This window comes from Streptomyces sp. NPDC037242 (assembly GCF_055604165.1).
The window spans coordinates 83,676-99,154 of the sequence record NZ_JBVJUY010000026.1 but is presented as its reverse complement, the minus strand read 5'-3'; the positions used below and the strand labels follow the sequence as shown (position 1 = coordinate 99,154).

The 15,479-nt window shown below is 69.8% G+C and carries 11 protein-coding genes and 1 tRNA gene; 11 read left to right on the top strand and 1 reads right to left on the bottom strand.

Features of this window, described 5'->3' with window-relative positions; genetic code table 11:
- Positions 1–11 precede the first annotated feature (11 nt).
- The 11 genes from dnaA (at position 12) to ACZ7GJ_RS27425 (ending at position 14,216) form a co-directional block, all read left to right on the top strand.
- Positions 12–1,808: a chromosomal replication initiator protein DnaA gene (gene dnaA, locus ACZ7GJ_RS27475; protein ID WP_470755574.1), complete on the top strand. Its 1,797-nt coding sequence runs from the start codon at positions 12–14 to the stop codon at positions 1,806–1,808.
- A gap of 935 nt (positions 1,809–2,743) precedes the next feature.
- Positions 2,744–3,874 (top strand): DNA polymerase III subunit beta, encoded by a 1,131-nt coding sequence (dnaN, locus tag ACZ7GJ_RS27470; protein ID WP_365921884.1) that lies wholly within the window; start codon positions 2,744–2,746, stop codon positions 3,872–3,874.
- A gap of 206 nt (positions 3,875–4,080) precedes the next feature.
- Positions 4,081–4,956: a phosphogluconate dehydrogenase (NAD(+)-dependent, decarboxylating) gene (gnd, locus tag ACZ7GJ_RS27465; protein ID WP_470755573.1), complete on the top strand. Its 876-nt coding sequence runs from the start codon at positions 4,081–4,083 to the stop codon at positions 4,954–4,956.
- A 73-nt stretch (positions 4,957–5,029) separates the two neighbouring features.
- On the top strand, positions 5,030–6,166 hold the full coding sequence (recF, locus tag ACZ7GJ_RS27460; RefSeq protein WP_470755572.1) for a DNA replication/repair protein RecF: 1,137 nt from the start codon (positions 5,030–5,032) through the stop codon (positions 6,164–6,166).
- Positions 6,163–6,726 (top strand): DciA family protein, encoded by a 564-nt coding sequence (locus tag ACZ7GJ_RS27455; RefSeq protein ID WP_470755571.1) that lies wholly within the window; start codon positions 6,163–6,165, stop codon positions 6,724–6,726. Before recF ends, ACZ7GJ_RS27455 begins: the two co-directional genes overlap by 4 nt.
- 285 nt (positions 6,727–7,011) lie before the next feature.
- Complete coding sequence (gyrB, locus tag ACZ7GJ_RS27450; protein ID WP_470755570.1) at positions 7,012–9,069, top strand: DNA topoisomerase (ATP-hydrolyzing) subunit B; 2,058 nt, start codon at positions 7,012–7,014, stop codon at positions 9,067–9,069.
- Positions 9,070–9,109: 40 nt separating this feature from the next.
- Positions 9,110–11,725, top strand: coding sequence for a DNA gyrase subunit A (gyrA, locus tag ACZ7GJ_RS27445; protein ID WP_470755569.1), 2,616 nt, complete (start codon positions 9,110–9,112; stop codon positions 11,723–11,725).
- Positions 11,726–11,727: 2 nt separating this feature from the next.
- Positions 11,728–12,339, top strand: a complete 612-nt coding sequence (locus ACZ7GJ_RS27440) for a DUF3566 domain-containing protein (protein WP_393818064.1) — start codon at positions 11,728–11,730, stop codon at positions 12,337–12,339.
- A 105-nt stretch (positions 12,340–12,444) separates the two neighbouring features.
- Positions 12,445–12,518, top strand: a tRNA-Ile gene (locus ACZ7GJ_RS27435).
- 145 nt (positions 12,519–12,663) lie between these two features.
- On the top strand, positions 12,664–12,798 hold the full coding sequence (locus tag ACZ7GJ_RS27430) for a DLW-39 family protein (RefSeq protein ID WP_208809277.1): 135 nt from the start codon (positions 12,664–12,666) through the stop codon (positions 12,796–12,798).
- A gap of 119 nt (positions 12,799–12,917) precedes the next feature.
- The gene (locus tag ACZ7GJ_RS27425; RefSeq protein ID WP_470755568.1) at positions 12,918–14,216 is read left to right on the top strand and encodes a hypothetical protein; all 1,299 of its coding nucleotides are present in this window, start codon (positions 12,918–12,920) and stop codon (positions 14,214–14,216) included.
- Here the strand turns inward: ACZ7GJ_RS27425 and ACZ7GJ_RS27420 are convergent.
- A complete protein-coding gene (locus ACZ7GJ_RS27420; protein WP_470755567.1) occupies positions 14,213–15,430 on the bottom strand; it encodes a serine/threonine-protein kinase in 1,218 nt (405 codons plus the stop codon). The genes ACZ7GJ_RS27425 and ACZ7GJ_RS27420 overlap by 4 nt on opposite strands.
- Positions 15,431–15,479: the final 49 nt, after the last annotated feature.

The window sequence follows — 15,479 nt, the reverse complement described above, 5'->3', positions numbered from 1 at the left end:
GAGCGTGCTCTGTGGCTGACGTACCTGCCGATCTTGCCGCAGTGTGGCCAAGGGTGCTCGAAAAGCTCCTCGGGGAGGGACAGCAGGGCATCGAGCCCAAGGACAAGCAGTGGGTCGAACGCTGCCAGCCGCTGGCCCTGGTCGCCGACACGGCCCTGCTCGCCGTCCCCAATGAATGGGGCAAGCGCGTCCTGGAAGGCCGCCTGGCCCCGCTGATCAGCGACGCCCTCAGCCGGGAGTGCGGGCGTCCGATCCGGATCGCCATCACCGTCGACGACTCCGCCGGCGAGCCCGCGCCCCCGGCGCCCCCCGCCGCGCAGCGCGACTCGTACGAGCCCTACGGCGGCCAGCGCAGCCCCGGCGGCCACACCGGCCACACCGGCCCCGGCGGCGACGACCAGCTCCCCGGCGCCCGCCCCGCCTATCCCGACTACCAGCAGCCGCGCCCCGAGCCCGGCGCCTGGCCCCGCGGCGGGCAGCAGGACGAGTACGGCTGGCAGCAGCCGCGCCTCGGCGGCTTCCCCGAGCGCGACCCGTACGCCTCCCCGCAGCCGGGCTACCTCCAGCAGTCCGAGCCCTCGGGCTACGACCAGGGCGGCTACGAGCAGCAGCAGTACGAGCAGTCCCCGTACGAGCCCCAGCAGCCCCACCAGTCGCAACAGCAGCACCAGTACGAGCCGCAGCAGTACGAGCAGCCCGCCTCGCGGCCGTCCCCGGGCCGGCCCGCGCCGCCCCCGGCCCCGTCCGGCGGCTCCACCTCGGGTCCGCTGGAGCCGACGGCCCGCCTGAACCCGAAGTACCTCTTCGACACCTTCGTGATCGGCGCCTCCAACCGCTTCGCGCACGCGGCCGCGGTGGCAGTCGCCGAGGCGCCGGCGAAGGCGTACAACCCGCTCTTCGTCTACGGGGAGTCGGGCCTCGGCAAGACGCACCTGCTGCACGCCATCGGGCACTACGCGCGGAGCCTCTATCCCGGCACCCGCGTGCGCTACGTGAGCTCCGAGGAGTTCACCAACGAGTTCATCAACTCGATCCGCGACGGCAAGGGCGACGCGTTCCGCAAGCGCTACCGCGAGATGGACATCCTGCTTGTCGACGACATCCAGTTCCTCGCGAGCAAGGAGTCGACGCAGGAGGAGTTCTTCCACACCTTCAATACGCTGCACAACGCCAACAAGCAGATCGTGCTCTCCTCCGACCGGCCGCCCAAGCAGCTCGTCACCCTGGAGGACCGGCTCCGCAACCGCTTCGAGTGGGGCCTGATCACCGACGTCCAGCCGCCCGAGCTGGAGACCCGTATCGCGATCCTGCGCAAGAAGGCCGTCCAGGAGCAGCTCAACGCCCCGCCGGAGGTACTGGAGTTCATCGCCTCCCGCATCTCGCGCAACATCCGCGAGCTGGAGGGGGCGCTGATCCGGGTCACGGCCTTCGCGAGCCTCAACCGCCAGCCGGTCGACCTGGGCCTCGCCGAGGACGTACTCAAGAACCTGATCCCGGGCGGCGAGGACAGCGCGCCCGAGATCACGGCCAGCGACATCATGGCGGCCACCGCCGACTACTTCGGCCTCACGGTGGACGACCTGTGCGGCTCCTCGCGCAGCCGCGTGCTGGTGACCGCCCGGCAGATCGCCATGTACCTGTGCCGGGAGCTCACGGACCTCTCACTGCCCAAGATCGGGGCGCAGTTCGGCGGCCGCGACCACACCACCGTCATGCACGCGGACCGCAAGATCCGCGCGCTGATGGCGGAACGCCGGTCCATCTACAACCAGGTAACCGAGCTCACCAACCGCATCAAGAACGCCTGACACCGGCTCCTCCGAAGGAGCTCCACGAGGCGTGTACGAGGCCTGTAGCGAGGGCTGTGCGACGTCTGTATGAGGGCTGGGCGAGAGCCCGCAGGGCCTTCCCAAACGCATCCAGAGGGCGCTCCCGGACCGCTTCGGGGGCGCCCTTCTTCGTGCGCGCGCCCCTGACCTGTTCGAATACGCCCCCAACGGAGCAAGTCATCCACAGATTGGGGGACTTTCTTCCGTCCACACCCTGGGGACGGCGTCCACAACCCACAAGACTGTCCACAGGCCCCCGGGGTGAGGCACCATCAGAGCTGGTCAGACCCCTGTGGAATTGTGAGCAAACGTAATCCACAGCCTGTGGACAAAGATTTCGCCCACATGGCCCTCCCAGCGTTGTCCACCGCCGGTCCACAGGGTCACAGCGTCCTGTGCACAGGATGAGACGACTTACCCACACCGTTGTCCACTGTTCGGCAACATCGGGGCCCATCTCACCGCCCCGAGTGAAAGCCGTCACACGGAAGTAGACGTTTGGGCTGTGGAGTACCGGGGGAAAGCTGGGGACACACCTGTGGAGTAGTCGGGGTCACCTGGGGATGGCCTGTGCAGAAATAACTGTTCTCCACAGAGACACCGTGTTGTCCACCGGTGTCACCCACAGGGTGTGGGGATAAAAAACGCGGGGTGACCTGCGAGAACGGGGTTATCCACCGTTTCCACAGGCCCTACTACTACCCCCATAGAGAGTTAGCTCGGATTCGGTTTTCAAGCAGGACCTGTGCACAACTCGGTGGGCAGCCCTCCCCGACACCTCGCTCCCGACTTGACCGCCGGCAGCGACGACTGTCGGCGCCGTACGTCAGACTGGTCCCCGGCATCGGTCGAGGCATCGACGAGCCGACGACGAAGGCCGGCAGACGAGCGAGCAACAGCAGGAGGCGGTTCCGGTGAAGATCCGGGTGGAGCGCGACGTACTCGCGGAGGCAGTGGCTTGGGCCGCTCGTAGCCTCCCGGCCCGGCCGCCGGTGCCCGTTCTCGCGGGCCTGCTGCTGAAGGCCGAGGAGGGCACGCTGTCCCTCTCCGGCTTCGACTACGAGGTCTCGGCCCGCGTCTCGGTCGAGGCGGACGTCGAGGAGGACGGCACGGTCCTGGTCTCCGGCCGGCTGCTCGCCGACATCTGCCGCGCCCTCCCCAACCGACCGGTGGAGATTTCCACAGACGGTGTACGGGCGACCGTGGTCTGCGGCTCCTCGCGATTCACACTCCACACCCTGCCTGTGGAGGAATACCCGGCGCTGCCGCAGATGCCGACCGCCACCGGCACCGTCCCCGGTGAGGTCTTCGCCTCCGCCGCCGCCCAGGTCGCCATCGCCGCCGGCCGCGACGACACGCTGCCCGTGCTGACCGGCGTCCGCATCGAGATCGAGGGCGACCGCGTCACCCTGGCCTCGACCGACCGCTACCGCTTCGCGGTCCGCGAGTTCCTGTGGAAGCCCGAGGACCCGGCGGCCTCGGCCGTCGCCCTGGTGCCCGCCAAGACCCTCCTGGACACCGCCAAGTCCCTGACCAGCGGTGACACGGTCACCCTGGCGCTGTCGGGCTCCGGCTCCGGCGAGGGCCTCATCGGCTTCGAGGGCGCGGGCCGCCGCACCACCACCCGTCTCCTCGAAGGCGACCTGCCGAAGTACCGCACGCTCTTCCCGACGGAGTTCAACTCCGTCGCCGTGATCGAGACCGCCCCGTTCGTCGAGGCCGTCAAGCGCGTGGCCCTCGTCGCCGAGCGCAACACCCCGGTCCGCCTGAGCTTCGAGCAGGGCGTGCTGATCCTGGAGGCCGGCTCCTCCGACGATGCACAGGCTGTGGAGCGCGTCGACGCGAAGCTGGAGGGCGACGACATCTCGATCGCCTTCAACCCCACCTTCCTGCTGGACGGCCTGAGCGCGATCGACTCGCCGGCCGCGCAGCTCAGCTTCACCACCTCCACCAAGCCGGCGCTGCTCAGCGGCCGCCCGGCGGTCGATGCCGAGGCGGACGAGGCGTACAAGTACCTGATCATGCCGGTGCGCCTCTCCGGCTGAACCCGTACCCGTCGGGCCCGGTCTCGCAGGCTGCGGGGCCGGGCCCGACGGCGTCCGCCAGGGCCCGCCCTGCGTCCGCCCCGCGCCCGGCCCGGAGTGCCCGTGGGGCCGGGCGGCACGGCCCGGCGTAGGCTCAGGGCCGGGGGTGTCCCCGGGTAGCAGGGGAACCCCGGCACAGACGGCCACAACGCTTAAGGAACCACCTGATGGAGCTTGGTCTCGTCGGTCTCGGCAAGATGGGCGGCAACATGCGCGAGCGCATCCGCCGCGCAGGCCACACCGTCATCGGATACGACCGCAACCCGGACCTCGCCGATGTCCACAGCCTGCAGGAGCTTGTGGACAGCCTGCAGGCCCCCCGCGTGGTGTGGGTGATGGTCCCGGCCGGCGCGGCGACCCAGTCGACCGTGGACGAGCTCGGCGAGCTGCTCTCCCCCGGCGACATCGTCGTGGACGGCGGCAACTCGCGCTGGACCGACGACGAGAAGCACGCCGAGGAGCTGGCTGCCAAGGGCATCGGCTTCGTGGACTGCGGCGTCTCCGGCGGCGTGTGGGGCCTGGAGAACGGCTACGCGCTGATGTACGGCGGCTCCGCCGAGAACGTGGCACGGGTCCAGCCGGTCTTCGACGCCCTCAAGCCCGAGGGTGACTTCGGCGCCGTGCACGCGGGCAAGGTCGGCGCGGGCCACTTCGCGAAGATGGTCCACAACGGCATCGAGTACGCCATGATGCAGGCCTACGCCGAGGGCTGGGAGCTGCTGGAGAAGGTGGACTCGGTCACCGACGTCCGCGAGGTCTTCCGTTCCTGGCAGGAGGGCACGGTCATCCGTTCCTGGCTGCTGGACCTGGCGGTGAACGCCCTGGACGAGGACGAGCACCTGGAGCAGCTGCGGGGCTTCGCCCAGGACTCGGGCGAGGGCCGCTGGACCGTCGAGGCGGCGATCGACAACGCCGTCCCGCTGCCCGCGATCACCGCGTCGCTGTTCGCGCGCTTCGCCTCGCGCCAGGACGACTCCCCGCAGATGAAGATGATCGCCGCGCTGCGCAACCAGTTCGGCGGCCACGCGGTCGAGAAGAAGTAGCACCCAGCACAGCTCCACAGCTCCACAGCTCAAGAGAGCAGATCAGCAGGAAGCCGGGGGAGGTCGGCGCCGTATGCATGTTTCGCATCTCTCGTTGGCCGACTTCCGCTCGTACGCCCGGGCCGAGGTTCCCCTCGACCCGGGCGTCACGGCTTTCGTGGGCCCCAACGGCCAGGGCAAGACGAACCTGGTCGAGGCGATCGGCTATCTGGCGACCCTGGGCAGCCACCGGGTGTCCGCGGACGCCCCGCTGGTACGCATGGGCGCGGACCGGGCGATCATCCGGGCCGCCGTGACCCAGGGCGAGCGCCAGCAGCTGGTGGAGCTGGAGCTGAACCCGGGCCGGGCCAACCGGGCCCGTATCAACCGGTCCTCGCAGGTCAGGCCTCGGGACGTGCTGGGGATCGTCCGCACCGTGCTGTTCGCCCCGGAGGACCTGGCCCTGGTGAAGGGGGATCCGGGGGAGCGGCGGAGGTTCCTCGACGAGCTCGTGACGGCGCGCTCGCCGCGCCTGGCGGCGGTGCGCTCGGACTACGAGCGGGTGCTCAAGCAGCGCAACACCTTGCTGAAGTCGGCGGCGATGGCGCGCCGGCACGGCGGCCGCTCGATGGACATGTCGACCCTCGACGTCTGGGACCAGCACCTCGCGCGCGCGGGCGCGGAGCTGCTGGCGCACCGCCTCGACCTGGTCGCGACGCTGCTGCCGCTGGCGGACAAGGCGTACGAGCAGCTCGCGCCGGGCGGCGGCCCGCTGGGGCTCGCGTACAAGTCGTCGGCGGGCGAGCCGGTGGACGGCGGCGCGGCCCGGACCCGGGAGGCGCTGTACGAGGTGCTGCTGGCCGCGCTGGCCGAGGTGCGCAAGCAGGAGATCGAGCGGGGCGTGACCCTGGTGGGCCCGCACCGGGACGACGTACTGCTGCGGCTCGGGGAGCTGCCGGCCAAGGGGTACGCCAGCCACGGGGAGTCGTGGTCGTACGCGCTGGCGCTGCGGCTGGCCTCGTACGAGCTGCTGCGCGCGGAGGGCAGCGAGCCGGTGCTGATCCTGGACGACGTCTTCGCGGAACTGGACGCTCGGCGCCGGGAGCGGCTGGCGGAGCTGGTGGCTCCGGGCGAGCAGGTGCTGGTGACGGCGGCGGTGGACGACGACGTCCCGGATGTGCTGGTGGGTGCGCGGTTCGGGGTGTCCGGCGGTGAGGTGACCCGGCTGTGAGCGACCAGGGCAAGCAGGACAGGCAAGACAGGCAGGACCGGCAAGAGACGGCACCCCGCAAGGCGCCCGAGCCCTCCGGGGTGGATCTGGCCCGCCAGGCGCTGGCGGCCGCGCGCGAGCAGGCGCGGGCCCGCGGCAACGCGGCGGGCGGGAAGAAGCGGCAGCCGAACCCCGGGCTGCGCTCGGGTGCGCGGGCGGACGGCCGGGACCCGATGCCGCTGATGGCCGCGCTGGACCGGCTGCGCACGGAGCGCGGCTGGGAGATGCCGATGGCGGTCGCGGGCGTGATGGAGCGCTGGCCGGAGATCGTCGGCCCGGAGATCGCGGCGCACTGTGAACCGGAACGCTACGAGGACCGTGAACTCCTCGTACGGTGCGACTCCTCGGCGTGGGCGGCGCAACTGAAGCTGCTGGCCCCCCAGTTGGTGGCCCGGCTGAACGCGGACCTCGGCCAGGGCACCGTACGGCTGATCAAGGTCCAGGGGCCGGGCAGCCGCCCGAAGCGGTACGGGCCGTGGCGTGCGCCGGGCAGTACGGGCCCGGGCGACACGTACGGATAGCCCCGGATCGCGTGGTGTCCCTCACGGTAGCGGGAGGTTGACAGGCCGAAGCGCTGGACGCCCTCGTGAGCCTCTTTGAGCCCCTTCCCGGATATGGGGAGTCGGAGAGAGGAGGTTCAGGGCGGCACATGCGGACTGAGGCACCGGCAAACCCCCATTCATGTCCGTGGTACCGGTAGACTGAAGCGAATCCCGCCCGATTGCGGGATCTAGCTGATACACGCTGACAACGCAGATCGACGCAGCCGCTCCTGCTTGCATGCCTGCTGGCCCGGAGTACGGCCTGTGCTGTGCCAGAAAGGGCGCTTCGTGGCCGATTCCGGCAACCCCAACGACAACCAGTCCACAGCCGGCGAGAAGGGCGAGGTCACCGCCTCGTACGACGCCAGTGCGATCCAGGTCCTCGAGGGCCTGGACGCGGTCCGCAAGCGGCCCGGTATGTACATCGGCTCGACCGGTGAGCGCGGGCTGCACCACCTCGTGTACGAGGTGGTGGACAACTCGGTCGACGAGGCCCTCGCCGGGCACGCGGACACCATCGACGTGACGATCCTCGCCGACGGCGGGGTGCGCGTGGTCGACAACGGCCGCGGTATCCCGGTCGGCATCGTGCCGTCCGAGGGGAAGCCGGCCGTCGAGGTCGTCCTGACGGTCCTGCACGCGGGCGGCAAGTTCGGCGGCGGCGGCTACGCCGTCTCCGGCGGTCTGCACGGCGTCGGTGTGTCCGTCGTGAACGCCCTGTCGACGAAGGTCGCGGTCGAGGTCAAGACCGACGGCTACCGCTGGACCCAGGACTACAAGCTCGGTGTCCCGACGGCGGCCCTCGCGAAGAACGAGGAGACCGACGAGCACGGCACGACGGTCACCTTCTGGGCCGACGGCGACATCTTCGAGACGACCGAGTACTCCTTCGAGACGCTGTCGCGGCGCTTCCAGGAGATGGCCTTCCTGAACAAGGGCCTGACCCTGTCGCTGACGGACGAGCGCGACTCGGCGAGGGCGACGATGGGCGCGGACTCCGCGGAGGAGTCCGACGACAACCAGGCGCGCACGGTGAAGTACTACTACGAGGGCGGCATCGTCGACTTCGTGAAGTACCTGAACTCGCGCAAGGGTGAGCTGATCCACCCGACCGTCATCGACGTCGAGGCCGAGGACAAGGAGCGCATGCTCTCGGTCGAGATCGCGATGCAGTGGAACTCGCAGTACACGGAGGGTGTCTACTCCTTCGCGAACACGATCCACACGCACGAGGGCGGCACGCACGAGGAGGGCTTCCGTGCGGCGCTGACGGGTCTGGTCAACCGCTACGCGCGTGACAAGAAGCTGCTGCGGGAGAAGGACGACAACCTCGCCGGCGAGGACATCCGCGAGGGTCTGACGGCGATCATCTCGGTGAAGCTGGGCGAGCCGCAGTTCGAGGGCCAGACGAAGACGAAGCTGGGCAACACGGAGGCCAAGACCTTCGTGCAGAAGGTCGTCCACGAGCACCTCAACGACTGGTTCGACCGCAACCCGGTCGAGGCCGCGGACATCATCCGCAAGTCGATCCAGGCGGCCACGGCGCGCGTCGCGGCCCGCAAGGCCCGTGACCTGACGCGCCGCAAGGGTCTGCTGGAGAGCGCCTCGCTGCCGGGCAAGCTGTCCGACTGCCAGTCCAACGACCCGACGAAGTGCGAGATCTTCATCGTCGAGGGCGACTCGGCCGGCGGCTCCGCGAAGTCGGGCCGCAACCCGATGTACCAGGCCATCCTGCCGATCCGCGGCAAGATCCTGAACGTCGAGAAGGCGCGGATCGACAAGATCCTGCAGAACACCGAGGTCCAGGCGCTGATCAGTGCCTTCGGTACGGGTGTGCACGAGGACTTCGACATCGAGAAGCTCCGCTATCACAAGATCATCCTGATGGCGGACGCCGACGTCGACGGCCAGCACATCAACACCCTGCTGCTGACCTTCCTGTTCCGCTTCATGCGGCCGCTGGTCGAGGCGGGGCACGTGTACCTGTCGCGCCCGCCGCTGTACAAGATCAAGTGGGGTCGGGACGACTTCGAGTACGCGTACTCCGACCGCGAGCGCGACGCCCTCGTCGAACTCGGCAAGCAGAACGGCAAGCGGATCAAGGAAGACTCGATCCAGCGCTTCAAGGGTCTGGGCGAGATGAACGCCGAGGAACTGCGCGTCACCACCATGGACGTGGACCACCGCGTGCTCGGCCAGGTCACCCTGGACGACGCCGCGCAGGCCGACGACCTGTTCTCGGTGCTGATGGGTGAGGACGTCGAAGCACGACGCTCCTTCATCCAGCGCAACGCCAAGGACGTTCGCTTCCTCGACATCTGAGTCGGCTCAGCTGACCGCCTGAAAGGACTTCTGACCAGCAATGGCCGACGAAACCACCCCCACTGCCGAGAACACCGAGGAAGAGCAGCCCGTACTGCGGATCGAGCCCGTCGGGCTCGAGACGGAGATGCAGCGCTCCTACCTCGACTACGCGATGTCCGTCATCGTCTCCCGCGCGCTGCCCGACGTGCGGGACGGCCTCAAGCCGGTCCACCGCCGCGTGCTGTACGCGATGTACGACGGCGGCTACCGGCCCGAGAAGGGCTTCTACAAGTGCGCCCGCGTCGTCGGTGACGTCATGGGTACGTACCACCCGCACGGTGACTCCTCGATCTACGACGCCCTGGTCCGCCTGGCCCAGCCGTGGTCGCTGCGGATGCCGCTGGTGGACTCGAACGGCAACTTCGGCTCCCCGGGCAACGACCCGGCGGCCGCGATGCGCTACACCGAGTGCAAGCTGATGCCGCTGGCCATGGAGATGCTCCGGGACATCGACGAGGAGACCGTCGACTTCACGGACAACTACGACGGCCGCAACCAGGAGCCGACGGTCCTGCCGGCGCGCTTCCCGAACCTGCTGGTGAACGGCTCCGCCGGTATCGCGGTCGGCATGGCGACCAACATCCCGCCGCACAACCTCCGCGAGGTCGCGGCGGGCGCGCAGTGGGCGCTGGAGCACCCGGAGGCCTCGCACGAGGAGCTCCAGGACGCGCTCATCGAGCGGATCAAGGGCCCGGACTTCCCGTCCGGCGCCCTGGTCGTGGGCCGCAAGGGCATCGAGGAGGCGTACCGCACCGGTCGCGGCTCCATCACGATGCGCGCGGTGGTGGAGGTCGAGGAGATCCAGAACCGCCAGTGCCTGGTGGTCACGGAGCTTCCGTACCAGACCAACCCGGACAACCTGGCGCAGAAGATCGCCGACCTGGTGAAGGACGGCAAGATCGGCGGCATCGCCGACGTCCGCGACGAGACCTCCTCGCGCACCGGCCAGCGCCTGGTGATCGTGCTCAAGCGCGACGCGGTCGCCAAGGTCGTGCTGAACAACCTGTACAAGCACACCGATCTGCAGACCAACTTCGGCGCGAACATGCTGGCGCTGGTGGACGGGGTGCCGCGCACCCTGTCGATCGACGCGTTCATCCGCCACTGGGTGCAGCACCAGATCGAGGTCATCGTCCGGCGCACGAAGTTCCGCCTGCGCAAGGCGGAGGAGCGGGCGCACATCCTGCGCGGCCTGCTCAAGGCGCTGGACGCGATCGACGAGGTCATCGCCCTCATCCGGCGCAGCAACACGGTCGAGATCGCGCGCGAAGGCCTGATGGGCCTGCTGGAGATCGACGAGATCCAGGCGAACGCGATCCTGGAGATGCAGCTGCGCCGCCTGGCGGCGCTGGAGCGGCAGAAGATCGTCGCCGAGCACGACGAGCTCCAGGCCAAGATCAACGAGTACAACGCGATCCTGGCCTCGGAGGAGCGACAGCGCTCGATCGTCAGCGAGGAACTGGCCGCGATCGTCGAGAAGTTCGGCGACGACCGGCGCTCCAAGCTGGTGCCCTTCGACGGTGACATGTCCATCGAGGACCTGATCGCCGAAGAGGACATCGTCGTCACGATCACCCACGGCGGCTACGTCAAGCGCACCAAGACCGAGGACTACCGCTCGCAGAAGCGCGGCGGCAAGGGCGTGCGCGGCACGAAGCTGAAGCAGGACGACCTGGTCGACCACTTCTTCGTGTCCACCACGCACCACTGGCTGCTGTTCTTCACGAACAAGGGCCGGGTCTACCGGTCCAAGGCGTACGAGCTGCCGGACGCCGGCCGCGACGCGCGCGGGCAGCACGTGGCGAACCTGCTGGCCTTCCAGCCGGACGAGAAGATCGCCCAGATCCTCGCGATCCGCGACTACGAGGCGGCGCCCTACCTGATCCTGGCCACCAAGGGCGGCCTGGTGAAGAAGACGGCGCTCAAGGACTACGACTCGCCCCGCTCGGGCGGCGTCATCGCCATCAACCTCCGCGAGACGGAGAGCGGCGCCGACGACGAGCTGATCGGCGCCGAGCTGGTGTCCGCCGAGGACGACCTGCTGCTCATCAGCAAGAAGGCGCAGTCGATCCGCTTCACGGCGACCGACGACGCGCTGCGCCCGATGGGCCGTGCCACGTCGGGTGTGAAGGGCATGAGCTTCCGCGAGGGTGACGAACTGCTCTCCATGAGCGTTGTCCGGCCGGGTACGTTCGTGTTCACCGCGACCGACGGCGGCTACGCCAAGCGGACGCCGGTGGACGAGTACCGCGTCCAGGGCCGCGGCGGCCTGGGTATCAAGGCCGCCAAGATCGTGGAGGACCGCGGGTCGCTCGTAGGGGCGCTCGTGGTGGACGAAACGGACGAGATTCTCGCCATCACGCTCGGCGGTGGTGTGATTCGTACGCGAGTCAACGAAGTCAGGGAGACCGGCCGTGACACCATGGGCGTCCAGCTGATCAACCTGGGCAAGCGGGATGCCGTGGTCGGTATCGCGCGCAACGCCGAGGCCGGTCAGGAAGCTGACGAGGTCGACGAGGCCGAGACAGAGATCGGGACCGAGGCGGCAGTCGAAGGACAGGCCGCCGAGGCCGCTGAGGGCACCCAGCCCTCGGCTGGGGAGCACGAGGAGTAAGCGTGAGTGGAGCCACGGGCGCCGGACCGGCCCAGACTGGCGCGAACGGTGCCCGTGGCCCCGCCGCGGACTCCCAAGGGGGAACCGTGACGGACACCCGAGGACCGCAGGCACCGCAGCCCGGTCCGCCGCCGTACCACCCGCCGCAGGCGTACGCGGCGCCCTCGGGCCCGGGCATGGCCCGCGGCGGCGGTGACCCGGGCGCGCAGCGCAAGCCGCGCACCGGGGCCCGTACGGCGCCCAGGACGCGCAAGGCGCGGCTGCGGGTGGCCAAGGCCGACCCGTGGTCCGTGATGAAGGTCAGCTTCCTGCTGTCGATCGCGCTGGGCGTCTGCACGATCGTGGCGTCGGTGGTGCTGTGGATGGTCATGGACGCCATGGGCATCTTCTCGACCGTCGGCGGCACGATCAGCCAGGCGACCGGATCGAACGAGAGCAACGGCTTCGACCTCCAGGCGTTCCTGTCGCTGCCGCGCGTGCTGATCTTCACCTCGGTCATCGCGGTGATCGACGTGGTGCTGATGACGGCGCTGGCGACGCTGGGGTCGTTCATCTACAACCTGTCGGCAGGCTTCGTCGGCGGCGTGGAGCTCACGCTCGCCGAGGACGAATGACCGACGAATGACGGCCGGATGACCTGCGCGGACGGCTCCCGGCAACGGATTTTGGCCTGACCCGCTCTGTGCGCTAATCTTCAGGAGTCAGCGCGCAGCGCGGATGGGGCTATAGCTCAGTTGGTTAGAGCGCATCCCTGATAAGGATGAGGCCACAGGTTCAAATCCTGTTAGCCCCACAGTGTCAAAGACCCCCAGGCCCATGGCCTGGGGGTCTTTTTCGTAGGGCCAGTTGGCTGACCGCCAGGTCACCGATCGGTATCGGTCGGTGTGTATTGTTGGGCGCCAGAAGTCCCCTACGTCAACGAAAGACGAGGTCGCGCGGTGAAGAAGCTGCTCCTGGTCGCACTGGCCGCCATCGGCGGACTCCTCGTGTACCGCCAGATCCAGGCGGACCGCGCCGAGCAGGACCTGTGGACGGAGGCAACCGACTCCGTGCCTTCTGGTTCCGGTGTGTGAGACCCGAGGTTGATCCCAGAGCCCCGACTGCCGCTGCGGTCGGGGCTTTGTGCTGTTCTGTGACGAAAAGTTGCATTATGCAAAGATTTGGCTTGCGCTAGCAAACCGGGGTGGGCGGGATGAGTCGGGTACGGACAACAGCGCTGGTGGGAGCGGTGGCCCTGGGGGTCGTGGCCGCGGCGGCCGTGCCGTCGGCGGCGCAGCCGAGCCCGCAGCCGGTGCCCTCGTACCGGATGGCGGACGGCGCGAAGAAGATCGAGGGCAAGCCCTCCAGCGACGGCGCTCCGCTCCTGGAGGCCGGGTCCGTCTACCGGGACGCCATCGCCCCCGGGGAGCGCGTCTACCGGCTCGTCCTCGACGACAGGTCCAGCGTGTACGTCTCCGCCGTGCTCCAGCCGCCGCAGGGCGCCAAGGTGGCGTACAGCGACGGCATCCAGGTGGAGGTCATGACCACCGAGGGCCGCAGCTGCTCGGGCAACCCCGGGCGGGACGCCTTCATGTACGACGCCGTGCCCCTCAGCGCGATCGGCGTGCGGAGGCTGGCGGAGGACTCCGACTGCCAGCAGGGCGGGGTCTACTACGCGAAGGTCACCCGCACCGCGGCCAAGGGTTCCGACCAGGGCGAGTGGCCGCTGGAACTGCGGGTCCAGCGCGAGCCGGGCCTGGCCGCGGGCAGCGCGCCCACCACCGCGCCCAGCGTCTGGCCCTCGGCCTCACCGACCCTGCCCGGCACCGAGTCCGTGCCCCGCAGCGGCGGCACCGGCTTCAACGACGCGCGCGCCCTGGGCAGCGGCGTGTGGCGCGACGAGCTGCGGCCCGGCCAGACGAGGTACTACCGGGTGCCGCTCGACTGGGGGCAGCAGCTCAGCCTCGGGGCCGAACTCGCCGCCGCCAACCGGACCAAGGACTCGGGGTCCGCCTCGCGCGGGCTCATAGTCTCGCTCTACACGCCCTACCGGGGGCTGGTCCAGTACAAGGACGCCAGCTACGACGGCAAGCAGGCCAGCGTCACGCTGCCGAAGACGGCGCCGGTGACGTACGAGAACCGCTACTCCGGCGACACCGCGGTGCGGCCGGTGCGCGTGTCCGGCTGGTACTACATCGCCGTGACCCTGGGCGGGAAGGTCGCCGAGTTCACCGAGGACGCCGTGCCCGTGCCGCTGACCCTGCGCATGGAGGTCCTCGGCGCCGCGGCCCAGGGGCCCGCGTACCGGGAGAGCCTCGCGGCGGGCGGCTTCGGGGTCGGTGCCGAGGACCGGGCCGCGGCGAAGGACGGGCTCACCGCGCTGGAGGCCCACGACGCGGCCGGGGAGCGCTCGGTGATGCGCGTCGTGGCCGGCGCCGGCTTCGGCACGGGGAGCCTGCTGCTGCTCGTGCTCGGCGCCTGGACGCTGCTGGCCCGGCGCAACCGGGCCTAGAGCTGGGTCAGCGCCCAGGCCCCGATCGCGAAGCACAGTAGAGCGGCGGCGAGGATCCCGGCGGTGACCTTCGCGGGCGGCGGGGCGATGCCGCCGCTACGGGCCGCGGGCGCGGGCGCGGGCTCGGCGGGGTGCGCGGGCGCGGCCGCCGGCGGCTGGAGGTGGAAGCTGCCCGTCTCCGAGGGGCCGAAGACGCCCAGGGGGGCCGTGACGGGAGTCGTGGCGGGGGCCGCCGCGGTCGGCTGGTCCGCGATCGTCGTGCCGGTCGGGGCGGGAGCCGGGGCCGGAGCCTGGGTCGAAGCCGCCGGGCCGGTCGCCGTCGCCGGGGCTGCGCTCTGCGGGCCCTGGGGGGCGAAACCGGGCGGGAGCGGGCCGAGTTGGTCGAAAACCTCCACCGGGTCCTCGTCCGGTGCGGGCGGCACCAGCAGCTCCACGGCCTCGGCAAGGGCCTTGCGGGCCCCTGTGGCGGTCTTGAAGCGGTTCTGGGGGTCCGGCTGGAGGAGGCTGGCCAGAACGTCCCACAGGGGCGCAGGGACGCCTTCCGGGGCGCCGGGGGTCCCGTGGGTGAGGAAGTGCTCCACCAGGGCCTGCGAATCGGGCTTGCGGCCCTGCAGCAGGTACAGGCCGACCAGTCCGACGGCGAAGAGGTCGGCGGAGAAGTCGGGTTCGGCGCCGAGCAGCTGCTCGGGCGCGAAGTAGCCCGGCGTACCGACCACGTAGTTGGTCTCGGTCAGCCGGGGCTCGCCCTTGCGCATGGAGATGCCGAAGTCGGACAGCCGCAGGTGCGGCCGCCCGGTTCCAGTGGCCTCCATCAGGATGTTGGCCGGTTTGATGTCGCGGTGGACGACACCCTCCGCATGCACCGCCGCCAGCCCCGACAGGAGCTGGTCGAGCAGCGTGCACACGAAACGGGGAGGCAGGGCCCCGTAGTCCCCGATCACATGGGCGAGGGAACCGCCGGCGACGAGGTCCATCGTGAACAGGACCTTGTCGTCGTCCGCCGCCCAACTGGCCGGGGCGAGTACGTGCGGGTGATCGATCCGCAGCGCCTGCTCACGCACGAACCGCAGCAGGGTGTGGGCATCGCTCTGCAGGAGGACCTTGGCGGCGACGTACCGGCGGCGCCGGTGGTCCCAGGACCGCCAGACGGCGCCCGCGCCACCGCGGCCGATCGGATCGATCAGCTCGTACCGACCGGCGAAGATCTCACCCATCGCTGCGCTCGTCCCCCATGCCCGTTGCCCGTTCGTCCTGCGGTGCCGT